General features: G+C 59.2%; 16 protein-coding genes. 9 read left to right on the forward strand and 7 right to left on the reverse strand.

Annotated elements, in window-relative coordinates; all coding sequences use genetic code 11:
- Nucleotides 1-50: 50 nt before the first annotated feature.
- The gene (locus AC1DVE_RS09265; RefSeq protein WP_223453895.1) at nucleotides 51-413 is read right to left on the reverse strand and encodes a response regulator; all 363 of its coding nucleotides are present in this window, start codon (nucleotides 411-413) and stop codon (nucleotides 51-53) included.
- Nucleotides 414-670: 257 nt separating this feature from the next.
- Between AC1DVE_RS09265 and AC1DVE_RS09270 the strand changes: the two genes are divergently transcribed.
- The 6 genes from AC1DVE_RS09270 (at nucleotide 671) to AC1DVE_RS09295 (ending at nucleotide 10,202) form a co-directional block, all read left to right on the forward strand.
- Entirely contained in the window at nucleotides 671-4,162 is a 3,492-nt protein-coding gene (locus AC1DVE_RS09270; protein ID WP_223453894.1) for a response regulator, read from the forward strand.
- Complete coding sequence (locus AC1DVE_RS09275; RefSeq protein ID WP_223453892.1) at nucleotides 4,162-4,995, forward strand: CheR family methyltransferase; 834 nt, start codon at nucleotides 4,162-4,164, stop codon at nucleotides 4,993-4,995. The genes AC1DVE_RS09270 and AC1DVE_RS09275 overlap by 1 nt, the downstream gene beginning before the upstream one ends.
- A complete protein-coding gene (locus tag AC1DVE_RS09280) occupies nucleotides 4,992-5,585 on the forward strand; it encodes a chemotaxis protein CheB (protein ID WP_223453891.1) in 594 nt (197 codons plus the stop codon). The genes AC1DVE_RS09275 and AC1DVE_RS09280 overlap by 4 nt, the downstream gene beginning before the upstream one ends.
- Nucleotides 5,579-6,760: a hybrid sensor histidine kinase/response regulator gene (locus AC1DVE_RS09285; RefSeq protein ID WP_223534866.1), complete on the forward strand. Its 1,182-nt coding sequence runs from the start codon at nucleotides 5,579-5,581 to the stop codon at nucleotides 6,758-6,760. The genes AC1DVE_RS09280 and AC1DVE_RS09285 overlap by 7 nt, the downstream gene beginning before the upstream one ends.
- Nucleotides 6,761-6,837: 77 nt before the next feature.
- Nucleotides 6,838-7,215, forward strand: a complete 378-nt coding sequence (locus tag AC1DVE_RS09290; RefSeq protein WP_007970583.1) for a response regulator — start codon at nucleotides 6,838-6,840, stop codon at nucleotides 7,213-7,215.
- A gap of 119 nt (nucleotides 7,216-7,334) precedes the next feature.
- Nucleotides 7,335-10,202 (forward strand): RHS repeat domain-containing protein, encoded by a 2,868-nt coding sequence (locus AC1DVE_RS09295; protein WP_223532376.1) that lies wholly within the window; start codon nucleotides 7,335-7,337, stop codon nucleotides 10,200-10,202.
- Between the two features lie 181 nt (nucleotides 10,203-10,383).
- Here AC1DVE_RS09295 and AC1DVE_RS09300 read toward each other — a convergent pair whose 3' ends face one another.
- Nucleotides 10,384-12,054: an ATP-binding protein gene (locus AC1DVE_RS09300; RefSeq protein ID WP_477783895.1), complete on the reverse strand. Its 1,671-nt coding sequence runs from the start codon at nucleotides 12,052-12,054 to the stop codon at nucleotides 10,384-10,386.
- 226 nt (nucleotides 12,055-12,280) lie between these two features.
- Nucleotides 12,281-13,336 carry a tetratricopeptide repeat protein gene (locus AC1DVE_RS09305; protein WP_477783896.1) on the reverse strand — a complete coding sequence of 352 codons (1,056 nt, stop codon included), beginning with the start codon at nucleotides 13,334-13,336 and terminating at the stop codon, nucleotides 12,281-12,283.
- Nucleotides 13,337-13,551: 215 nt separating this feature from the next.
- On the opposite strand from AC1DVE_RS09305, the gene AC1DVE_RS09310 reads away from it, so the two are divergent.
- From AC1DVE_RS09310 to AC1DVE_RS09320, 3 genes are read left to right on the forward strand one after another with little or no spacing between them, the layout of a single operon-like run.
- The gene (locus tag AC1DVE_RS09310; RefSeq protein WP_223543038.1) at nucleotides 13,552-15,687 is read left to right on the forward strand and encodes an FUSC family protein; all 2,136 of its coding nucleotides are present in this window, start codon (nucleotides 13,552-13,554) and stop codon (nucleotides 15,685-15,687) included.
- On the forward strand, nucleotides 15,677-15,877 hold the full coding sequence (locus AC1DVE_RS09315) for a DUF1656 domain-containing protein (protein WP_032829912.1): 201 nt from the start codon (nucleotides 15,677-15,679) through the stop codon (nucleotides 15,875-15,877). The genes AC1DVE_RS09310 and AC1DVE_RS09315 overlap by 11 nt, the downstream gene beginning before the upstream one ends.
- A gap of 4 nt (nucleotides 15,878-15,881) precedes the next feature.
- Nucleotides 15,882-16,847 (forward strand): HlyD family secretion protein, encoded by a 966-nt coding sequence (locus tag AC1DVE_RS09320; protein ID WP_223453881.1) that lies wholly within the window; start codon nucleotides 15,882-15,884, stop codon nucleotides 16,845-16,847.
- Between the two features lie 212 nt (nucleotides 16,848-17,059).
- On the opposite strand, the gene AC1DVE_RS09325 is transcribed toward AC1DVE_RS09320, so the two are convergent.
- The 4 genes from AC1DVE_RS09325 to AC1DVE_RS09340 form a co-directional block, all read right to left on the reverse strand.
- Entirely contained in the window at nucleotides 17,060-18,481 is a 1,422-nt protein-coding gene (locus tag AC1DVE_RS09325; protein WP_223453880.1) for an efflux transporter outer membrane subunit, read from the reverse strand.
- On the reverse strand, nucleotides 18,481-21,660 hold the full coding sequence (locus AC1DVE_RS09330) for an efflux RND transporter permease subunit (RefSeq protein WP_223453878.1): 3,180 nt from the start codon (nucleotides 21,658-21,660) through the stop codon (nucleotides 18,481-18,483). The genes AC1DVE_RS09325 and AC1DVE_RS09330 overlap by 1 nt, the downstream gene beginning before the upstream one ends.
- Before the next feature lie 12 nt (nucleotides 21,661-21,672).
- Complete coding sequence (mexE, locus tag AC1DVE_RS09335) at nucleotides 21,673-22,926, reverse strand: multidrug efflux RND transporter periplasmic adaptor subunit MexE (protein WP_223453876.1); 1,254 nt, start codon at nucleotides 22,924-22,926, stop codon at nucleotides 21,673-21,675.
- Between the two features lie 319 nt (nucleotides 22,927-23,245).
- The gene (locus AC1DVE_RS09340; protein ID WP_096511328.1) at nucleotides 23,246-24,163 is read right to left on the reverse strand and encodes a LysR family transcriptional regulator; all 918 of its coding nucleotides are present in this window, start codon (nucleotides 24,161-24,163) and stop codon (nucleotides 23,246-23,248) included.
- Between the last annotated feature and the right edge of the window lie 9 nt (nucleotides 24,164-24,172).

Here is a 24,172-nt window from a genome sequence, read left to right on the forward strand (position 1 = left end):
ACAGGGCAGGGACGAAAAAGGCGCGCATTAAACCACAGCGCAGTGCAGGGTCACCCGAGAATGCCTTTGACCTTGTCGCGTAACTGATCAATGGAGAACGGTTTGCCGATCAAGTGCATGCCTTGAGGCACTTCGATGTTTTCGGCATACCCGCTGGCAAACAGGATCGGCAGGGCTGGACGTAAAGCACGTGCTTGATTGGCCAGTTCGCGGCCGTCCATGACCGGCAGGCCAACATCAGTCATCATCAGGTCAATGTGTTGGTTCACGTCCTTGAGTGTCACCAGCGCCTGTTCGCTGCCATCGGCTTCCAGCACCTTGAATTCCAGTTCTTCCAGTACGTCGACGATCAGCATGCGCACGATGGCATCGTCTTCGACGACAAGGATGGTGGAGGCGTTGGCGGATGACATAGTCGAATTCCCGAAAAAGATTGGCTTTGCCAGTCGCTGGAAATCGTCGGCCTCTTGCATGAGTAAGTGGCGGATCCCGACAAGTTCCCAACGTTGTAAAAAAGAATTGCAGTGTAGGCCACGCAAGGATAACCCGTGGCCTGGAGCGGGCGCAGCGCAATGTAGGACCTTGCGCGCAAACATGTCAGAAAATTGGATCAATGTGCCAGTTTTGGGGCAAACTCCTTGCATTCTGACAGTTCGACAAGGCCTGCCCCATGTCCTCCGCGTCCTCGGTTGATGAACAACGATTTCGTAAACTCCTGAGCCGCAACATCAGCCTGCCTTTGGGTCTGGGTCTCATCAGCGCCGTATTCTTTGTGTCGCTGATCAGCTATTTACTGTCGACGATCCAGTGGGTGGAGCACACCGACCGGGTGATCAATAACGCCAATGAAGCGGTCAAGCTGACCGTGGATCTGGAAACCGGGATGCGCGGTTTCCTGCTCAGTGGCGACGAACATTTCCTCGAACCCTTCGAAACCGCCAAGCCGCGCATCGCCGTGGCGCTCAACACCTTGCTCGAACTGACCGCCGACAACCCGCTGCAGACCGACCGCTTGTTGCGGTTGCAGGCCTTGCAGCTGGAATGGACCAACTACGCGCAATCGATGATCGATTTGCAGCGCAGCAGCGGGGACTATCGCGCTGTGGTCAAGGCCGGACGCGGTAAACGGCTGACCGATGAAATTCGCAAGCAGTTCGAGGAGGTGATCGACACCGAGCAACAGTTGCGCACATCGCGCAATGATGAAGTGCGACGTACCACCGTCATGAGCATCAGCCTCTATCTGTTGTTCATAGCCGGGGTCAGCGGGTTGCTGGCGTATGTCGGGCGCCGCGATTTGTTGACGCTGACGCAGAACTACAGTGTCAACCTTGCCGCCCAGCAGGCCAGCGCCCGTCGTCTGGAGCAGCAGGCCTGGCTGCGCAACGGCCAGACCGAGCTGGCCGAGCAGGTGTTGGGGCAATTGAGCCTGAATATGCTGGGTCGCAATATCCTGCAATTCTGCGCGCAGTACCTGGGCACCGCCGTGGCGGCTATTTATGTGCGCGAAGACCACGGCGGCCTCAAGCGCATAGCTACCTACGGCTTCTCTCGCGAACAGGAGGAGCGTGAACAGCAGCTTTACAGTGACGAAGGCATTGTCGGCCAGGTGGCGCAGCAGGCACGGCTGATTCGCCTGGACGAGGTACCGGGGGATTATTTCAAGGTCAGCTCCGGCCTCGGTGACGGTTTGCCGCGCAGTGTGCTGGTGGTGCCAACCAGCGACGACGAGCGGGTCAACGGCGTGATCGAGTTGGGCTTTCTGCGTCCACTGACGGACCGTGACGTTGAATTGCTTGAGCTGATTGCCGGCAACATCGGTACCTCGATCGAGGCGGCACGCTATCGCCAGCGTTTGCAGGATGTGTTGGCGGAAACCCAGCAACTCAACGAAGAATTGCAGGTTCAGCAGGAAGAACTCAAGACCGCCAACGAAGAGCTCGAAGAACAATCGCGGATTCTCAAGGAGTCCCAGGCGCACCTGGAAACCCAGCAGGTGGAGCTGGAGCAGACCAACGAACAACTCGCCGAGCAGGCAGAAGCACTGGCTGAGCAACGCGACGCTATGGACCTGAAGAATACCGAGCTCAATCAGGCCCAGATCCAGCTCGAAGAACGCGCAGTAGAATTGCAGCGCTCGAGCAAGTACAAGTCCGAATTCCTCGCCAACATGTCCCATGAGCTGCGCACGCCGCTGAACAGCTCGCTGATCCTGGCCAAGCTGCTGGCGGAAAACCAGGAGGAAAACCTCACTGCCGAGCAAGTCAAATTCGCCGAGTCGATCTACTCCGCCGGCAATGACTTGCTCCACCTGATCAACGACATTCTGGATATTTCCAAAGTCGAGGCCGGCAAGCTGGAAATCCGTCCGGAGAACACCAGCGTGGTGCGTCTGGTGGATGGCCTGCGCGGCGTGTTCCAGCCGTTGGCCACGGACAAGCAACTGGATTTCCAGGTGGATATGCAGGACGGTGCGCCGCTGATGCTGTTCACCGACCGCCAGCGCCTGGAGCAGGTCCTCAAGAACCTGTTGTCCAACGCGGTGAAATTCACTGAGAGCGGCAACGTCAGCCTGTCCGTCGCCACGGCGCCGAATGACGGCATCGCGTTCAGCGTCCGCGATTCCGGGATCGGCATTGCGCCGGATCAGCACGAAAGCGTCTTCGAAGCGTTCCGTCAGGCCGATGGCACCACCAATCGGCGTTACGGCGGCACCGGGCTGGGGTTGTCGATCTCCCGTGACCTGGCGGCCTTGCTCGGCGGCTCCATCAGTGTGAGCAGCACGCCGGGGCAGGGCAGTGTGTTTACCCTGGTCTTGCCACAGCAGTACGTGGAACCGGGCGAAGTGCCAGTCGAACCGATGCGAGCCGTTCCGGTGGCGGCCACGCCGAGTGTATTGCCGCCAACGTTGTCGCCACTGGTGGCCGAAGTCGACATTCCGCGTTTCGACGACGATCGCAACAAGGGGCCGTTCACCAATCGCTGCATTCTGGTGGTGGAGGATGAGCCGAACTTTGCGCACATCCTCTACGACCTGGCCCATGAACTGGGTTATCAGTGCCTGGTGGCCCACGGCGCCGACGAAGGCTACGACCTGGCCAAGGCGTTCATCCCCGATGCAATACTGTTGGACATGCGCCTGCCGGATCATTCCGGCCTGACCGTGCTGCAACGCCTGAAGGAACACGCCGAAACCCGGCACATCCCGGTGCATGTGATTTCGGTCGAGGATCGGGTCGAAGCGGCGATGCACATGGGCGCCATTGGCTATGCGGTCAAACCGACCACCCGCGAGGAACTCAAGGACGTGTTTGCACGCCTCGAGGCCAAGCTGACCCAGAAGGTCAAGCGCGTGCTGCTGGTCGAGGACGACGCCTTGCAGCGCGACAGCATTGCCCGCCTGATCGGCGACGATGACATCGAGATCACTGCCATTGGCCTGGCGCAGGAGGCGCTGGACCTGCTGCGCACGTCCGTCTTCGATTGCATGATCATCGACCTCAAGCTGCCGGACATGCTCGGCAATGACCTGCTCAAGCGCATGTCCACCGAAGACATCTGCTCCTTTCCGCCCGTCATCGTCTACACCGGACGCAACCTGACCCGGGATGAAGAGGCTGAACTGCGCAAGTATTCGCGTTCGATCATCATCAAGGGTGCACGCTCGCCGGAGCGGCTGCTGGATGAGGTGACGCTTTTTCTGCACAAAGTCGAATCACGGTTGTCCCATGAACGGCAGAAGATGCTCAAGGTCGCCCGCAGCCGCGACAAGGTCTTCGAGGGCCGCAAGGTGCTGCTGGTGGATGACGATGTGCGCAACATTTTCGCCCTCACCAGCGCGCTGGAGCAAAAGGGCGCGGTCGTGGTCATTGGCCGCAACGGCCGCGAAGCGATTGAACGATTGAATGAGGTGCAAGACATCGATCTGGTGTTGATGGACGTGATGATGCCGGAAATGGATGGCTTTGAAGCCACCGTTGAAATCCGCAAGGACCCGCGCTGGCGCAAGCTGCCGATCATCGCGGTGACGGCCAAGGCCATGAAGGACGATCAGGAGCGTTGCCTGCAGGCCGGCGCCAACGATTACCTGGCCAAGCCCATCGACCTCGATCGCCTGTTTTCGCTGATTCGTGTGTGGTTACCGAAGATGGAACGTATCTAGTGGAGCGCAATTTTTCAGTGGAGCGAGACAGTGAAATCGAATTGCGGTTGTTGATCGAGGCGATCTACCTCAAGTACAGCTACGATTTTCGCGATTACTCCGGCGCTTCGATCAAGCGCCGGATCAACCATGCGTTGAGTCAGTTCGAGTGCAATACCATCTCGGCGTTGCAGGATAAGGTCCTGCACGACCCCACCGCGTTCATGCAATTGCTGCAATTGCTTACCATTCCGGTCAGCGAGATGTTTCGCGACCCCTCGCACTTCCTGGCCATCCGCAAGGAAGTGGTGCCGCTGCTGCGAACCTACCCTTCGATCAAGGTCTGGATCGCCGGATGCAGCACCGGTGAAGAGGTGTATTCGATGGCCATTGTGCTGCGCGAAGAGGGCCTGCTCGACCGCACGATCATCTACGCCACCGACATCAACCCGCGTTCCCTGGAAAAAGCCAAGCAAGGGATTTTCTCGATGGAGAATGTCCGCGCCTACACTGCTAATTACCAGCAGGCCGGTGGCCAGTGTTCGTTTGCCGACTACTATACGGCGGCCTATGGGTACGCGATTTTCGACAAGACCCTGCGCGAGAACGTGACCTTCGCCGATCACAGCCTGGCAACGGACAGCGTATTTTCCGAAACCCAATTAATTTCATGTCGTAACGTACTGATTTATTTTAATAAAAAGCTTCAGGATCGGGCATTCGGACTGTTTCATGAGTCCCTCTGCCATCGCGGTTTCCTGGTACTGGGCAGTAAGGAAACCCCGGATTTTTCAGCCTTCGGCAATCAGTTCGAGCCGCTGGTCAAACAAGAACGGATCTATCGAAAATCATGAACAGTGCAACGAAATTGCCGGCGATCGAAGCGATCGTGATCGGTGCCTCCGCCGGTGGAGTCGAGGCGCTGTTGAACATCCTCAGTCCGCTGCGCGAAGGCTTCGCACTGCCGATCATTGTCGTGCTGCACCTGCCGGACGAGCGCCGCAGCCAGCTGGCAGACGTGTTTTCCCGCCGGGTTGCCCTGCCGGTGCTGGAGGCGTGCGACAAGACTCCGGTCGAGGCCGGCACGCTGTATTTCGCCGCGCCCGGTTATCACCTGTCGGTGGAGCATGACCGCAGCTTTTCCCTGAGCCTGGAGCCTCGAGTGCATCATTCGCGACCCGCTATCGATTATCTGTTCGAATCGGCCGCCGATGCGTACGGCGCCAATCTGGCTGCGGTATTGCTCACCGGCGCCAACCGCGATGGCGCGCGCGGGCTGGCCCAGGTCAAGCAGCGCGGTGGCATGACCATCGTGCAGGACCCGCAAGAGGCTCAGGTCGCCACCATGCCCCTGGCTGCGCTGGATATGCACCAGCCAGACCACATACTTCCTGTACGCGGCATCGGCCGTCTGCTTGTCGAACTGGAAAGAATCGCATGCTAAGTAATATCCAAGCCAAACTGCTGATCGTGGACGATCTGCCGGAGAATCTGCTGGCGCTCGAAGCGCTGATCAAGCGTGAGGACCGCATCGTCTACAAGGCGCTGTCCGCCGACGAAGCCTTGTCCCTGCTGTTGCAACACGAATTCGCCTTGGCCATCCTCGATGTGCAGATGCCCGACATGAATGGCTTCGAGCTGGCCGAGTTGATGCGTGGCACGGAAAAAACCAGGAACATTCCGATCGTTTTCGTCAGCGCCGCCGGGCGTGAACTGAACTACGCGTTCAAGGGCTATGAAAGCGGTGCCGTGGACTTCCTGTACAAACCGCTGGACATCCAGGCGGTCAAGAGCAAGGTCAATGTGTTCGTCGACCTGTATCGCCAAAGCAAGGCGATGAAGGAACAAGTGCTGGCCCTTGAGCAAAGTCGCCGCGAACAGGAGACCCTGCTCAAGCAACTGCAAAACACCCAGCTGGAACTGGAACAGGCGGTGCGCATGCGCGATGACTTCATGTCCATCGTCGCCCACGAAGTGCGCACACCGCTCAACGGTCTGATCCTTGAAACCCAGTTGCGCAAAATGCACCTGGCCCGGGACAACGCCGCCGCCTTCACCCTGGACAAGATGCATGCCATGGTCGACCGCGACGAGCGGCAGATCAAAAGCCTCATTCGCTTGATCGAAGACATGCTCGATGTCTCGCGCATTCGCACCGGAAATTTGTCGATTCGGCCAACGCGCATCGATCTTTCGACGCTGGTTCGCCACCTGTTGCACAACTTTTCCCAGCAGATCGACGCCGCCGAGGCGTCGGTCACCCTCGATGCCGCGCAACCGGTGATCGGGCACTGGGACGAGTTTCGTATTGAACAAGTCATATCCAACCTGTTGACCAACGCCTTGCGCTACGGGGCCAAGAGCCCGATCTCGGTGAAGGTCTACAGTGAAGGTGGCCAGGCGTTGGTGGATGTGCAGGATCAAGGGATCGGCATCAGCGAGACAAACCAGAAACGGATTTTCCAGCAGTTCGAGCGGGTATCGGCCAAACACGCCGTCGCCGGGCTGGGCCTGGGATTGTTTATTTCAGAACAGATTGTCACCGCCCATGGCGGTACTATTACCGTCCAGAGCAGGATTGGCGAGGGCGCCTTGTTTCGCGTTTGTCTGCCGCTGTAGGAAAACAGCCAGATAAACGCAACCTCTGATCGACCCCACGGTCGTATCAGCAGCAATTGACCGAACAAAGGCTTCCCATGAGCGAAGATGCACAAGATGTAGTACTCGTCGTCGAGGACGATCCCTCGATTCTGATGGTGCTGTCCGCTTATCTGTCGGGCGAGGGTTACCGCGTGTTGCAGGCCGAAAACGGCGAACAGGCTTTTGAAATCCTGGCGAGCAAACCGCACCTGGACATGATGATCACCGACTTCCGCCTGCCCGGTGGAATCTCTGGCGTGCAGATCGCCGAGCCCGCCGTGAAGCTGCGACCGGAACTCAAGGTGATTTTCATCAGCGGCTATGCCCAGGAAATCCGTGAGACCGACAGCCCGATCACGCGCAAGGCGCCGATCCTGGACAAACCGTTCGATCTGGATAAATTGCAGGAATTGATGCAGGACATGCTTTCGTAAGAGCATTGGCCGTGCGCGTACCTGTAATTTCTGACAGTTGACGGTGGTGCTGTATCAGCAGATAAACGTTCCGGACGTCATGTGGCTAATCCCCTGCATGTCAATCCGGAGCGAGTGCGATGCACAGACATACACCGACACTTTCAGTGATTGATCCGCGTCGCGCCGTCGTACGTGAGATCGCCTATCATCGTTGCTCGGATCAACGAGCCCCCGAGGCTCGCATCACCCAACATATCTACAGCACTCCAAACCGAGTCAGTTACAGCCGCGATCCGCGGCTTTTTGCCCTATTTGAAGGCGATAAGTCCACTCCCGCCAATCAAACCACAATCACCACGCTCACCGGGCAGCCTTTGCTCTCTGTGAGTCTGGACGCCGGATGGCGGGTTAGTCTTTACGGATCTGCCCAGCAAAGGCTGGAAGATTGGGACCAGAAACTTAATCACCTGCGTATGACCTACGATTGTTCATCCCGCCCAGAGGGTGTTTTTGAATCGGCGACAGGTGAAGAACAGCGCACGGCTTGTTTTGCGTACGGTGACAATTCGCAAGAATCCGCCAGGCACAATCGCTGCGCTCAGTTGATCCGTCACGATGACGGTGCGGGTACTCAGCACTTCAGCGAATTCAGTTTGTTCGGTGCATGTTTGCAGCAGACTCGTCGCTTTCTGGCGCAGATTCAATTGCCTGACTGGCCAGTGAGCGAAACCGAGCGCGATAAATTGCTCGAGCCTCAAGGGTCGCTCACACAAATTGGTTTTAACAGTGTCGGCGAGTCGGTACGTCTTGTAGACGCATTGGGCAATGAGCAAAACCAGCGTCAGAGCGTCGCCGGGGAATTGTTGGAAACACGCATCAAGCTGTTCGGAGCCCATGACGAAATCACGCTTGTAAGTGACATTCGATACAACGCCTCTGGGCAAACAGAGCAGCAAACGGCCGGCAATGGCGTAGTAACTCGTACCGTTTTCGATCCCGAGGATGGGCGCCTGACAACGCTGCAAGCGCAACTGGCAAATCAGCCGCCGTTGCAGCATCTGACGTATGCCTATGATCCAGTCGGTAACCCGATTCGTATCACTGACGCCACCCAGGCGATCCGCTACTCGCGCAATCAAAGCGTTGCCGCGATCAGCATCTGGCAGTACGACACCCTCGGCCAACTTATCAAAGCCAGCGGTCGACAACGCTGCAATGCCTCGGGCGGCCCCCATTTACCTGCATTCGTTTCGCCACCGGATCCTGGCCAACTGGAGAACTATATCCAGACGTTCAACTACGACGCCGGTGGCAACCTGGAGATCCTGCATCACCACGCTGACAGCGCAAGTCGAACCGAGCGAACGGCCGTTGCAACCTTGAGCAACCGAAGCCTGCCTTGGGGCGATGGAATTGAATCGCCAGGTGACAGTGAAATTGATGCTGCTTATGACGCCTGTGGCAATCTCAAAGTGCTGCAACGGGGACAGACACTGCACTGGGATGCACACAACCGCCTGCGTCAGGTCGATCAGGTGGTGCGCGAGGACGAACCTGCAGACACGGAGATCTATGTCTATGACGGCGATGATCAGCGCGTACGAAAGATCCGTACGGCTTATACCGGCACATTGAGCCGTACCCATGAAACCCGCTACTTGCCGGGCGTGGAGGTCCGCACCGGTCCGAATGAAATTCTGCATGTCATCAGTGTCCAGATTGGCGGATGCACCGTACGAGTACTGCACTGGGAAACAGGTCAGCCGAAGGCAATTGCCAGGACCCAATTCCGTTATTGTCTTGCTGACCATCTGGGATCAAGCACGCTGGAACTGGATGAAGACGCCAACATCATCAGCCAGGAAAACTTCTACTCCTATGGCGGCACAGCCTGGTGGGCGGGTCGAGACAAGGTTGAGGCCAGCTACAAGACGATTCGTTATTCAGGAAAAGAGCGCGATGCAACGGGGCTGTACTACTACGGATTTCGCTATTACATGCCTTGGCGGCAGCGTTGGTTGAGTGCAGATCCGGCGGGAGCGATAGATGGGTTGAACCTGTATCGGATGGTCAGGAGTAACCCAGTCAATTACAGTGATCCAACTGGTTTAGTCGCTAAAGGTGCATCGCATACTGTGGAGTTTCATGGAGCGCCTCGGCATGACACAAACTTTAATAATATTGAAAAAGCGAAAGCAGAAACTTTCTATGCCGCAACAATAATTAGAAATCCTGCATCAGTTGCCGGGATAATTTCGGAATTATCCAAAAAATTACATGGACTTGTTTCCAGTATAGAAGGCGATCCTCGGGCGGCGGACTTTTTTAACTTCTGGCTAGGGAGGGCGCTTAATGTAGGCGAGTATGGCGAAATCTCGGGAGGACTAAATGAGGTGAAAAATATTCTCTCCGATGATGCACCTCTCGAACCTGTTTCGTTTGCAAACAAAGTACGATTAATAAAAGATTTTGGCGCCTACTTGATAACTCGCGGGTCGGGCAGCCTCGACGAACATGCGTTTATGCTCAATGGGGCGAACAGTCAACAAGTATCGTCTGCGATTTCACGGTATATGCCTGATAATCTGTTTGGCAAGAGAGGTCGGACTGGAATTATAAGAGAAGAGCGTAGAGACGAAAGCGGCATACTGGACAAGGAAACATTTTCCTTGCTTTCTGACGATGAAAAAGAGTTTTTACTTATTCCTGGCCTATCTAGAATTCGCCCTCAGGTTAGGACCTTTATACATGAACGTGTTGAAGGGGAAATAATTTCTACCGCTCCTTTTATTGAGAGGTCATTTGATAACGATTTGCCCATAATAGGTTCAGTTTCTGGAAGTGCTGCCTGTATTATGGTGGGGGCAACTGTTTTGAAAACCAACCTGAGCGAAGATGATAAACGGTCTTTGGCGAAGTCGGCCGTTGCGTTTTATGTGGGTGCTGGTTATCACTCGGCGACTGAGGTTTTGGATGTGGCCTACCCTGGATTAAAGCTGTATTAAGTCTTTTCGGACTGTGCAAAGTAGTGATGCCGCGCACTCACGTGCGGATTGTATTTATGTTGGTTGTTTTCTCTCCAAGGACTAAATTTCAAGTGTGTTAAACACTTGCTCCGATTTGTTCTCAGAAGAAAGGCTCGGGAATTGAGCGCAATGTTAGCCTTGTACCGGGAGTGCCAGAGGACTACTGGCAAATCATCTCCCTGACCTTCGCCGTCAACAGGTCGAAGGTAAACGGCTTGGTGATCAACTGCATGCCCGGATCGAGGAACCCGCCGCGCACCGCGGCGTGCTCGGCGTAGCCGGTGATGAACAGTACCCTGAGGTCGGGTCGCAGTTGCCGGCCGATTTCCGCCAGTTGCCGGCCATTCATGCCGGGCAGGCCGACATCGCTGATCAGCAGGTCGATGCGCTGAGGCGAATCGAGTATTGGCACGGCGCTATCACCATCACACGCCTCGACGAAGGCATAACCCAGATCGCTCAACACCGTACTGACCAGGACCCGCACCGCCGGATCGTCCTCGACAATCAATACCGTCTCGCCATTATTGGCGAGGAGTGAATGTACGACGTCCAGCGGATGGTCCTGGTGCAGGTCACCGCCAAAGCGCGGCAGAAACAGACTCACTGTGGTGCCTTTGCCCACTTCGCTGTGGATAGCGACGTGGCCACCCGACTGTTTGCTGAAACCGTAGATCATCGATAGCCCGAGGCCGGTGCCCTGGCCGATGGGCTTGGTGGTGAAGAACGGGTCGAAGGCGCGGTTGATGGTGCTTTGCGGCATGCCACAGCCGGTGTCGGTCACGCTGAGCACCACGTAGTCACCCGCATCGAGATTGCTCTGGCCTTGGGTGAAGTCCTCATCAAAGTGCTGGTTCGAGGTAGAGACCACCAGTCTGCCGCCATTGGGCATGGCATCGCGGGCATTGATCACCAGGTTGAGCAGGGCGCTTTCCAGTTGATTGGGGTCGGCTTCGGCCACCCACAGTTGCTCGTCCAGTTGCATGTCCAGACGAATGCTTTCGTTGATGCTGCGCTGCAGCAGTTCATCCATGGAGATCACCAGGCTGTTCATCTCCACGGGCTTGGAGTCCAGCGACTGGCGGCGGGAAAACGCCAGCAGGCGGTGAGTCAGACCCGCCGCGCGGTTGGCCGAAGTCACCCCCAGATCGATCAGGCTGTCGAGGTCTTCGGTTCGCCCCCGGGCCAGGCGTCGGCGCAACAATTCCAGGCTGCCGATGATGCCAGTCAGCATATTGTTGAAGTCGTGGGCGATGCCGCCGGTGAGCTGGCCTACCGCTTCCATTTTCTGTGACTGGCGCAGCACTTCTTCGTTGTGGCGCAGTTGCGTGGTGCGCTCCTCCACCTGCTGTTCAAGGGTTTCGAGGGTGTTTTGCAGGCGCAACTCGCTCTGGCTCAGATCGATCAGCCGATCCCTGGCTTCGTACTGTCGTCGTCGCCCGCGCAAGGCGGTGGTGACCAGACTGATCAGTGTGACCGGGTGAAAAGGCCGTTCAAGGAAGGTGACATTGCCCAATTGCGCGCCGAAGCATGATGCCGGGTTCTGTTGTGGGCCACGATGGTGTGTCATCAACACGATCGGCAGGTCCGACCACGCGGGCTGTTGTTCAATCAGGCGGATCAGCGGTTCGAGATCAGCACCCAGCAGCGCCTCGGAAGAGATCAGCAGCAGGCCGGCACCCTGTTCCAGCTCGGCGCACAATCCCGGCAGGTCGCGACTGATCACCCCGTGGAGCCCTGCCTTTTTGAGCGTCATCAAAGTCATCTGGCCGTCGCGCCCCCGCGGTGCAAGGATGATGGCGCGTTCGGGTGTCGCTTGCACGGCCTTCACGGGATATTGTCCAGCTGCCATCCATGGGACAATCCGCCGTCGAGGATAGCGTCCAGACCTTCGATACCGGTGGCGGCCTTGGCTTGGTTCAAATCGTTAGATAGAGACAAACAAACGTCCTCACATGGCCAGGGTCAACGAGGCAGCCGCTGCGAAGTGCCGCAACGGGCTGCCTTTTCACTTGACCCTGGGCCGGGACGACGGTTCAACGAAATTTCAGGCGGGGTCAAAGCCCTTGTTGCAACGACGGATCGTCGGGGTTCATCTGTTCGAGTTGGGCCAACAGGATCTGCACGTTTTGCAGTTGCCCGCTTTCCTTCCAGTAATTGATCAACAGCACCCGAGCCTTGCGATCGTTCGGATGGCGCTGAACGATTTCCTGCAACTGTTTCTGTGCCGCTTCGAGCTCCTGTTCACCATGCAACGTGGTGGCCAGGTCGTAGCGGTAATCCCGGTTATTGGGCTCAAGTTCAACGGCCTTGGACAGGCCGAGCAGGGCGAATTCGCTTTGCTCGTGATGCAGCAGCCAGAGCCCCAGGGCATGTTGCAGGTAGGCCGAGTTGGGCTGTGCCTGCAGTTGCCTGGCCAATAGTTGCCGGGCGGCGTCGTTCTGGCCCTGTTTATCCAGCACCTCGATTTGCAGCACCAGCGCCGGCAGGTTGTCCGGCGCCAGGCGCAGGGTATTGTCCAGCGCCTGTTGCGCTTCCTTTAGCTCGGCATTGTGCAGGTGCAGCTGGGCCAGTTGGTATTGATTTTCGGCGCTTTGCGGCGCGCTCTTGAGCACTTGCTCCCAGGCATCGATGGCTTGTTCCAGCGGCCCGAAATACAAACCCAGATCATCCGGGGACAACCCCAGCAGCGCGTTGATTGCGGCCAAACGAACACTTTGCTCGCTGTCATCGAGCAATGGCCCCAGCAGCAAACTGCGCTGGCCGTTGGGCACCAGGCCGCTGATGCTTCGGATCGCAGCGATACGCACTTCAGGCGACTCGTTCTGCAAGTCGGCATCCGCCAGTTTCAGGGCCACCGAACTTGGGTAGTTGGGCAGTTCGGCATGCAGCCAGACACGACGCTTGGGGGACAGGTCCGGACGGGCCAGTTGCTGATAGAGCACCCGCGCGGCCCCTGGCTTGCCGGCCCGGGCTGCCGCCAGCGCTTCGCTGTAGCCATGCTGGATGGCTTCGGGAACCACCGGGGTGGTACCGCGCAGGGAAAACCACGCAAGACCGATGACGAGCAGGGCGAAGAGGCTGATAAACAGATAGCGGCGAGACTTGGGCATGCAGGAATCCGGAAGCTGGCAAGCTTTTGCAAAGGCGCCAGCTTCGGTCAGGCCGGGCTTTGAGTCAAACCTTGACGACGCTCACGCTCGATTCAAACGGTTGAACAGCCCTTCAGTCGACAATCAACGGGCCTGCAAGCTGCGTCGTCAGCAAAACCTCTCGAGGCACCGCAGCAGTGACTACGCTTGCTGGAGGTGTTTCGACGAGTGTTCCCATGCAAGCGTTGTTGCAGTACTTCAAGGCCATGCTCAACCCCGGGCCCGGGGTGTTGCTGTTTGCCCTGCGAACCATTGCGGCCGGGTTGTTGACCCTGTACCTGGCGTTTTTGTTCGATCTGGACCAGCCCAAGTGGTCGATCATGGCCGTGGTCATCATCAGCCAGCCACTGGGCGGCATGGTGCTGGCGCGCAGCTTTGGCCAGGTGATCGGCACCACGACGGGCGCGGCTGTTGCGGTGCTGATCATGGCGATCTTTCCCCAGGCGCCGTTGCCTTTCATCACTACGCTGGCGTTGTGGCTGGCGTTGTGCACCGCCGGTGGCACCTTGTTGCGCTATACCAGTTCCGGGGCGTTTGTCCTCAGCGGCTACACCGCCGTGGTGGTGGCCTTGCTGGCGGTGCCGGACCAGGACGGCATGTTTTTGCTGGCGGTGACCCGCGTCACCGAGACGCTGCTGGCGGTTGCCTGTGTGTGCGTGGTCAGCCTGCTTACCGCCAGGCCAGAAGCCGTGGCCCGGGATTACTTCGCCAGGATCGATCAAATCACCCGGTTGCTGGCCACCCATGCCAGCGCCGTCATCCGCACCGAAGAGAGCGAAGCCGATTTCCAGCAGCGGCAAATGCAACTGCTGGGTCAGATCAGCGGCCTGGAGGGCGTGCGCCGACACATGTACTTCGATGCGCCACGGTTACGCAGTGCCAACGGTCTGGTGCAACTGCTGGGCAACCAATTGGTGTTATTGACCGCGCGGCTGACCGCCTTGCGCCACCAGCGGCTGCTGTTGACTGAGCGCTGGGAGGGCGAGTTGCCTGAAGAAATTCAACGGCTGCGTGCCGAAGAACTGGCCTTTCTCGATGAACTGGCGCGGGAGGGGCGTTCGCTGTCCAGTGACAAGCGCCATCATTTCACGTCGCTGCAACAACGCTTTGATGAGCTGGCCTACAGGGCCGAACAATTGACCGAGCCACTGCCAGCCACCTTGCGTTCGCTGGCCTGGTCGCTGCGCTGGGAGCAGGCGCGCCTGCTGCAGCAACTGGAGCAGATTCTGGAATTGAGCGATGCCATCCAGAGCGGGCGCCCAGCCAGCAGCGTGTTTCGCGGGCGGGAAAACCCGCTGCACCTGGACTTTACCCTGGCGACCATGAATGCCGTCCGGGCTTTTTCCGCGCTGTTGATCGCCGGTCTGATCTGGATCGAAACCGGCTGGGACGGTGCGCGAGGCGGGATGGTGCTGGTGGGCATCCTTTGCTCGCTGATGTCGACGTTTCCACGGCCGCTGCTGGCCGTTCAAAGCTACGCGAGGGGATTCGGGCTGGCACTGGTGGCCTCGGCGCTCCTTCAGTTCATGTTTGTGCCGATGATCAGCAATTTCGAGATGCTTGCCTTGCTGCTGGCGCCCTTGCTCTACGCCGTTGCGGTGGGGCTGGCCAGTCCACCCACCACAGGTACCGGGATTGGCCTGGGGCTCACGACGTTTCTATTGCTCGGCCCGTTGAACGTGGGGATTGGCCAGAACACCGCCATCCAGTGGTTTGAGTTTGCCGGGGCTTATACCTGCGCGACCGTGCTGGCCTTGAGTGTCTACGCGCTGATCTTTCCGTTCATGCCGGATTTGCGCATGCGCCGGCTCCACAAAGAGAACTGCGATCAGGTGTACGCCTTGCTGAAAACCTTGGCGACCGATGAGCAGCAGTTTGCGTTCGAGAGCCGCATGGTTGATCGCCTGACCATGATGCTGGGGTTGCTGCCGGCGGCCCGGGAGCCACAATCACGTGAGCGGTTCCAGGTCAGCCTGGGCTGCATGGCACTGGGTACTGCCTTGAATCAGCTCAGGCAGCAGGGGCAGAACAACGCATTGCTGAGTCCGGAACTGCAAAGTCGCCTGTTTTCGACAGTCCGGGAAACGGGCAGGCTGGTCGCCGGCCGGCCCGGGGTCGAAGTGGCGCAGGTGCTTGATAGCCTCCACGCCCTGGGCGACGACCTGGATGCCCTGCATACCGATGTTCATGAGCGCTTGTGGTCGGTGTTCCGCATGCGTGTGGCACTGTTGATCGTGGTGTCGTTCGTTGAACGTTATCGCGGCTATTTTCAACCCTCTGGTCTTGAAGGAGACCCTGTCCTTGCCCATTGATCTGGAAGTGGGTGGTGCCTATCTGCCCCCGATTGCTCAGGCGCTGCTGCTGGGCTTGCCGATTTTTCTGTTGCTGGACTGGACGTTGCGGCGCCTCGGGGTGCTGCAGTTTGTCTGGCACGAGGCATTGTTCGAAGGCGCGTTGTACGCCTGCGTCTGCGCCACGTTGATTCTGGTCATGGGAGCCTGATGCCTTGAAGAACATCCTTTCCCGACTCTCGACGGTGGCGGTGGTCCTGCTGGCCTTGATCCTGGGGTGGTTCGCCTGGGAGCATTACACCCGCGCGCCCTGGACCCGGGATGCCCGGGTGCGTGCCGATGTGGTGACCTTGTCCGCCGATGTTTCGGGGCGAATCGTCAGCCTGGCCGTGCAGGACAACCAACATGTGAACAAAGGCCAGGCGCTGCTGGAGATCGACCCGGCGCGTTATACCCTTTCGGTGGAGCATGCCAAGCGCGCGGTGGAGGTGGCGAAAGCCTCACTTGGGCAGGCCCAGGCGGCCATTACCGCCAGCGAAGCCTTGCTCAAACAACGTCAGAGCGAGGAGCAACGGCGGCGCACGCTCAAGGATCGTTCGGCGATTTCCGGCGAAGAGTGGGAAAAGGCCAACACCGATGTGTCGGTGGCCCAGGCTGACTTGCTGCGTAATCAGGCCAACCTGGTGTTGGCCCAGGCCAACGTGCAACTTGCCATCGCGGCCTTGACCCAGTCCGAGCTCGATTTGCAGCGTACCCACGTCGTTTCCCCGGTAACCGGCTATGTCACCAATCTGCTGACCCGGGAGGGCGACTATGCCGCGGCCGGTGGTCCATTGCTGGCGCTGGTGGACAGCGACTCGTTCTATGTCAGCGGTTACTTTGAAGAAACCAAGTTGCCGCGGATCGGGGAGGGCGACCGGGTCAAGATCGAATTGATGAGTGGCGAGACGTTTGGGGGCAAAGTGCAGAGCATTGCCTTCGCCATTGCCGACCGGGAAAACCTGCCCGGTGGCCGCCTGCTGGCCAACATCAACCCTAGTTACACCTGGATCAAACTGGCGCAACGGGTGCCGGTGCGGATCGAGATCGATGCCGACTATGCGGGTAAAAACAACCTGCGGGCGGGGACCACGGCCACTGTGACCGTCCAGGAAAACCATCGGACTGAAGATCACCGTTAACCCTTGTGGGAGCGGGCTTGCTCGCGAAGACGGTGTGTCAGGCAATACATATGTTTACTGACGCACTGCCTTCGCGAGCAAGCCCGCTCCCACAGGGAACTGTGGTGGTTTCAGTATTGTGTTAAGGCAAAAAAACCCCGCGACCGAATGAGACGCAGGGCAAAGAAATTGGTTGGTTGCGGCCAACCAAAGGAGCACTTCAACACATCGGGTTAATTGCTCGCGACCGTCTCCGGCTGCCAGCCGCCACCGAGGGCCTTGTAGATCGCGACGATGCCGCGATACAGGTCGACTTCGGCCTGGGCCTGAGTGTCTTCGGCCGCCAGGCGTTCCCGCTGGGCATCGAGCAACACGAGGAAATCGGCCGTGCCTTCGCGGTAGCGGATCTCCGCCAGGTCGGCGGCCGAGCGGCTCGATTCGCTCTGGCGAATCAGCGAGATCAGGCGCTGCTGGCGTTTGCCGTAGTCGCTGAAGGCGTTTTCCGATTCTTCCAGGGCCAGCAACACTTGCTGCTCGTAGGTCGCCAGGGCGCCTTCGGCATCGGCGTCGGCACCGCGCAACCGGGCCTTCACGCTGCCCAGGTCAAACGCTGCCCAAGTGATGCTCGGGCCCAGTGCCCAGGCGTTGGCCGCCGAGGAACCGATCTGCGAACCGCGCCCGGCCGTAAAGCCAAGGAAGCCACTGAGGCTGACCCGTGGGAACAGATCAGCCTTGGCCACGCCGATACGTGCCGTGGCCGACGCCAATTGGCGCTCGGCACTGCGAATGTCCGGACGGCGTTGCAACAATTCACCCGGATCACCGATCGGCAACGCCTTGGCGATCGCCGGCAGGTCTTTCGGGCTCAGGTCCACGGTCAGCTTGTCCGGACGTTCACCCAGCAGGGTGGCGATACGGTTTTTCTGCCGGATCTGTTCGGCCTGCAGTTGTGGCACGCTGGCTTCGACCGACGCCAGTCGCGCATCGGCGCGCTCCACATCGAGCTGATCGCCGACACCGGCATCACGCAGGCTGACCGTGATCTTGCGCGACTCCTGCTGATTCTGCAGGTTGGCCAGTGCGATCTTTTCCCGCAGCTGCGCGCCGCGCAGTTGACCGTAGGAATCCACCAGTTCGGCAATCATGGTGACTTGCAGTTGGTACAGATCGGCCTCGAACGCCTGTTGCTCGGCGTTGGCCGACTCCAGGTTGCGCTGGATGCGGCCGAACAGATCAATTTCCCAGGCCATGTCCAGGCCCAGGTCATAGCGTTCAGTGTTGACCCGGTCGGTGGCCTGGCCCGGAATCTGGCCTTTGCCCAGGTCACTGCTGACGCGGCTGGTGATGGTCGGCATGGCGTCGTTGCTGACGTCGTCGCGGATCGCCCGTGCGGCTTTCCAGCGGGCGAAGGCGACGCGCAAATCGCGGTTGCCTTGCAGGGATTGCGTCACCAGCTGGTTGAGGGTCGGGTCTTCGAACTGCTGCCACCAGATGCCTTCGAAACGCGAACGGTCAAAGTTCTTCTGGCCGGCGGCGCCATCGGTGACGGCCGTGATGTGGGCCGCCTCGGTGGTTGGCGTCTTGTAGTCCGGGCCCACGGCACAGGCACTCAGGGCCAGTACCAGCAGGCTCGGCAGGAAGGCTTTCAAACTCATCAATGCGACTCCAGCTTCAGGGCGGCCTTGGCGGCTTTACGCGCTTGGCCGCGCTCGACAAAGTTACGAATCAATACGTAGAACACTGGCGTCAGCAACAGACCGAAGAAGGTCACCCCGAGCATCCCGGAGAACACTGCCACACCCATGGCATGACGCATTTCGGCACCGGCACCGCTGGAGAACACCAGCGGCACAACGCCCATGATGAACGCGAAGGAGGTCATCAGGATCGGCCGCAGACGCAGGCGGCAAGCTTCCAGAACCGCCGCCAGCGGGTTGAGGCCTTCCAGTTGCTTGTCCTTGGCAAACTCGACGATCAGGATCGCGTTCTTACAGGCCAAGCCCACCAATACGATCAATCCGATCTGGGTAAAGATGTTGTTGTCGCCACCGGACGCAATCACCCCGGTAATGGCCGACAGCAGGGTCATCGGTACGATCAGGATCACCGCCAGTGGCAGGCTCCAGCTTTCGTACTGGGCCGCCAGTACCAGGAACGCCAGCAGCACACAGAGCGGGAACACGAACAGCGCGGTGTTGCCGGACAGGATCTGCTGGTAGGTCAGGTCGGTCCATTCGTAGGTCATGCCGTTCGGCAGTTCTTCCTTGAGCAGTTTCTCGATGGCTTTTTCGGCCTGGCCGGAGCTGTAGCCGGGGGCTGCCGCACCGTTGATTTCAGCGGTGATGAAGCCGTTGTAGTGCATCACGCGGTCGGGACCTGAGGTGTCGCTGACCTTGATGAAGGTCGCCAGCGGAATCATCTCGCCCTTGTTGTTGCGTACTTTCAGCTGGCCGATCTGGTCCGACTCGAGGCGGAACTGTTGCTCGGCCTGAACGTTGACCTGATAGGTGCGACCGAAGCGGTTGAAGTCGTTGGCATACAGCGAACCCAGGTAGATCTGCAGGGTGTCGAAGATGTCGCTGACGGCCACGCCGTGGGTCTTGGCTTTTTCCCGATCGATAGCGGCATCGACCTGCGGCACGTTCACCGTGTAGCTGGTGAACAGGCCCGCCAGTTCCGGCACGTTGTGGCTCTTGTTGATGATGTTCATGGTTTCCTTGTACAGCTCTTCGTAGCCCAGGTTGCCCCGGTCTTCGATCTGCAGGCGGAAACCACCGATGGTGCCCAGGCCTTGTACCGGCGGCGGCGGGAAGATCGCCATGTAGGCTTCCTGAATGTTCGCGTATTGGCCGTTCAAGGCACCGGCAATCGCACCGGCGGACATGCTCGGGTCTTTACGCTCGTCGAACGGCTTTAGAGTCACGAACACGATGCCGGCGTTCGGGCTGTTGGTGAAGCCGTTGATCGACAGGCCAGGGAAGGCCACGGCACTTTCCACGCCAGGCTGTTTCAGGGCCAGGTCGGACATGCGCTTGATCACGTCTTCGGTACGGTCCAGGCTCGAGGCATCCGGCAGTTGCGCGAAGGCCACCAGGTATTGCTTGTCCTGGCCGGGGACGAAACCGGTCGGGGTGCTGGAGAAACCGAAGAAGGTCAGGACCATCAGGCCGGCGTACAGCAGCAGGGCGATGCCGCTTGAGCGGATCACACGGGCAACGGTGCCGACGTAACCATGGCTGGCCTTTTCAAAGAAGCGGTTGAACGGACGGAACAGCCAGCCACCGAAAATCTTGTCCAGTACCTTGGAGAAACGGTCTTTCGGCGCGTCATGGCCCTTGAGCAATACCGCGGCCAGGGCCGGCGACAGGGTCAGGGAGTTGAAGGCCGAGATCACCGTGGAAATCGCGATGGTCAGGGCGAACTGCTTGTAGAACTGGCCAGTCAGGCCGGAAATGAACGCCGCAGGAACAAACACCGCACACAGCACTAGCGCCGTGGCAATGATGGGGCCGGTCACTTCACGCATGGCGCGTTTGGTGGCTTCGACCGGGGTCAATCCAAGCTCGATGTTCCGTTCGACGTTCTCCACCACCACGATGGCATCGTCCACCACGATACCGATCGCCAGTACCAGGCCGAACAGCGACAAGGCGTTGAGCGAGAAACCAAACAGATGCATCACGGCAAAGGTACCGATCAGCGATACCGGCACAGCGACCAATGGAATGATCGAGGCGCGCCAGGTTTGCAGGAACAGGATCACCACCAGCACCACGAGGATCAGCGCTTCGAAGAGGGTGTGAACCACCGCCTCGATGGAGCCACGCACGAAGATTGTCGGGTCATAGACGATGCTGAAATCCATGCCTTCGGGGAAGCTCTTCTTCAGCTCGGCCATTTTTGCCCGAACTTCGTTGGAGATTTCGATGGCATTGGAGCCCGGACGCTGGAAGATCGGGATCGCCACCGCCGGCTGGTTGTTCAGCAACGAACGCAGGGCGTACTGGCTGGAGCCCAGTTCGACGCGAGCGATGTCCTTGAGGCGAGTGATTTCACCGTTGTCGCCAGAGCGAATGATGATGTTCTCGAACTCTTCCTCGGACACCAGACGGCCCTGTGTGTTGACCGACAGCTGGAATGCCGTGGCATTCGGTGCAGGAGGCGCACCCAGCGCACCGGCCGCCACCTGACGGTTCTGTTCACGGATCGCCGTGACCACATCGGTCGCGGTCAGGTTGCGCGAAGCGGTCTTGTTCGGGTCGAGCCACACTCGCAGCGAGTAATCGCCCATGCCAAACAACTGCACATCACCGACACCGCCCAGGCGCGCCAGCTCATCCTTGATGTTGAGCAGGGCGTAGTTGGACAGGTACAGCATGTCGTAGCGTTTGTCCGGCGAGGTCAAGTGCACCACCATGGTCAGGTCGGGCGACGCCTTGTCCACGGTGATACCGATGCGCGTCACTTCCTCGGGAAGTTTCGGCTCGGTGCGGGTCACGCGGTTCTGTACCTGCACCTGGGCGTTGTCCAGGTCGGTGCCCAGGGCAAAGGTGATGGTCAGGGTGATCTTGCCGTCGGCGGTGGATTGCGAGGACATGTACAGCATGTTCTCGACGCCGGTGATGGCTTGCTCCAGCGGCGCGGCCACGGTTTCGCCGATGACCTTGGGGTTGGCGCCCGGGAAGTTGGCGCGGACCACCACGGTCGGCGGCACCACTTCCGGGTATTCGCTGATCGGCAACTGGAACAGCGAGATCGCACCGGCGATCAGGATCAACAGCGATAGAACCGCTGCGAAGATCGGCCGCGAAATGAAGAATTGGGAAAAATTCATCGTAAAAATCCCTTAACCGCGTGGGGTCGTGGCAGCCAGTTTCACAGCCGTACCCGGCGCAACCTTGGCAGGCGCGACTTGGGGCAGGTTGCTGGCTTCCAGCGCTTGGCGTTGTTGTGCGAGTGCCGCGAGGGTTTGTTCGCTGGCCATCGGAATCACTTCAGGGGTGACCGGTGAACCAGGGCGTACCCGTTGCAGGCCCTTGACGATGATGGTGTCGTCCTTGTTCAGGCCGTTGCGCACGATGCGCAGACCTTCGATCTTCGGACCCAGTTCCACCGCGCGGTAGGCGGTCTTGTTGTCGCCATCCATCACCAGCACGAACTTCTTGCCCAGGTCAGTGCCGACCGCTTCGTCATTGATCAGCATGGCGCTGTAGGTGCCGCTGCCCACCAATTTCAGGCGTGCATACAGGCCCGGTGTGTAGCTGCCATCGCTATTGTCGAACACTGCGCGACCACGGATGGTGCCGGTCTTCGGGTTGACCTGGTTGTCGACGAAGTTCATCACGCCCTGGTGCGGGTTGCCGTCCTCGTTGGACAGGCCCATGTAGACCGGGGTGGTGGCGCCGCGTTTGCCCTGGCGAGCGAGCTCGGTGTACTTGAGGAACACACGTTCGTCCGCGTCGAAGTAGGCGTACACCTTGTCGGTGGAAACGACGCTGGTCAGTGGCGTGGTATCGGCGGTCACCAGGTTGCCGGCGGTGATTTCCGCACGGCTGACGCGGCCGCTGATCGGTGCGGTGACGCGGGTGAAGCTCAGGTTCAGCTTGGCCAGATCCAGTTGCGCTTGAAGGGCACCGACGGCGGCGCGGGCTTCCTGGGCGGCGCTGGTACGCGAGTCGGCCAGTTCGGCGGAAATGGCGTTGCTGGTACGCAGACGCTCACCGCGCTGGGCTTCGTTTTCGCTACGGGTGGCATTGGCGCGCGATTGTGCAACCAGGGCTTCGAGGCGGCGGACCTCAGCCTGGAACGGACGCGGGTCGATCTGGAACAGCAGGTCGCCTTTCTTGACCAGGGCGCCTTCAGTGAACGCCACTTCATCGATCTGGCCGGAGACCCGTGGACGAATCTCGACGGTTTCCGGCGCTTCGAGGCGGCCGGTGAATTCGTCCCACTCGTTGACCGGTTGTTCCAGCACCTTGGCCACGCTKACCTTGGCTGCTGGCATGCTGGCGGCAGTTTCCGGGGCCTTGCCGCAAGCGCTGATCACCACTACGGCCAACAAAGCCAACGGGAAGCGCAAATGTTTGAGTGACTGTTCCATGGATGCATCCGCCAATGTGTTGAGATTGGCGAATGATGCGCGGCGGGTTTGTATCTCACGAATCGAATGGGGCAAAGGTAACTATCATTCGGAATGATATAAGACCCAAGCCAGCCCTCTAGCCTGCGCCTTGCGTTCGGTCGTCATCAACTGGACTGATGACAATTGTGTGTTGCATTGGATGCAATAGTTTGGCGGGAGCCCGAGGTGCGGCCATCGCGAGCAGGCTCGCTCCCACAGGGGATCATGTGCACCACAGAACCAATGTGGGAGCGAGCCTGCTCGCGAAGGGGCCAGAAGCCCTCATGCAAAACCGGGATCAAGCCAGGCTGTCCGGGTCGCCAAAAAACATCTGAATCCGCGACCGCAACCAGCGCTCCCCCGGATCGTTATCCTGCGACCCGCGCCAAGCCATGTGCAGTTCGAAACTGCGCACCGGCAACGGCGGATCTTCAGCTCGCACACCGCCGGCGGCAGTCAGCGCATCGGCTGTGTAGTCCGGCACTGTAGCCACGATGTCGGTTCCGGAGAGCAGGGTGCTCAGGCCGTTGAACTGCGGCACTGCGAGTACCACATGCCGTTTGCGCCCGAGCTTTTCCAGTTCTTCATCAATAAAGCCGCTGAGGTCGCCGGCGAACGACACCAGTGCATGGGGGCGGGCGCAGTAATCATCCAGGCTCAACGGCCCCGGCACGGTGTCGGCGCGCAACAGCTTCGGCTGGCTGCGGCGCAGTACCTTGCGCTTGGCGTTGGCCGGCAGGTCGGTGGTGTAGCTGACACCAATGGATATCTCGCCGGATGCCAGCAACCCCGGCATCAGGATGTAGTTGACCCTGCGCACCACCAGCACAATCCCCGGCGATTCGGCACGCAGGCGCTTGAGCAGCATTGGCAGCAAGGCGAACTCGACATCGTCCGAAAGGCCGATGCGGAACACGGCGGTACTTGTGGCAGGATCGAACTCGGCGGCACGGCTGACGGCGGTGGAAATCGAATCCAGTGCCGGCGAGAGCAGGGCGAAGATCTCTACCGCCCTGGCGGACGGCTCCATGCTGCGGCCGGTACGCACAAACAATGGGTCATCGAACAAGCCGCGCAGGCGCGAGAGCGCCGCACTGATGGCTGGCTGGCCGAGGAACAGTTTTTCCGCAGCACGGGTCACGCTGCGTTCGTGCATCAATGTTTCGAAAACGATCAACAGGTTCAGGTCGACACGACGCAGGTCATTACGATTCATCTGGAGTCC

The organism is Pseudomonas sp. P4_B4 (genome assembly GCF_056402255.1).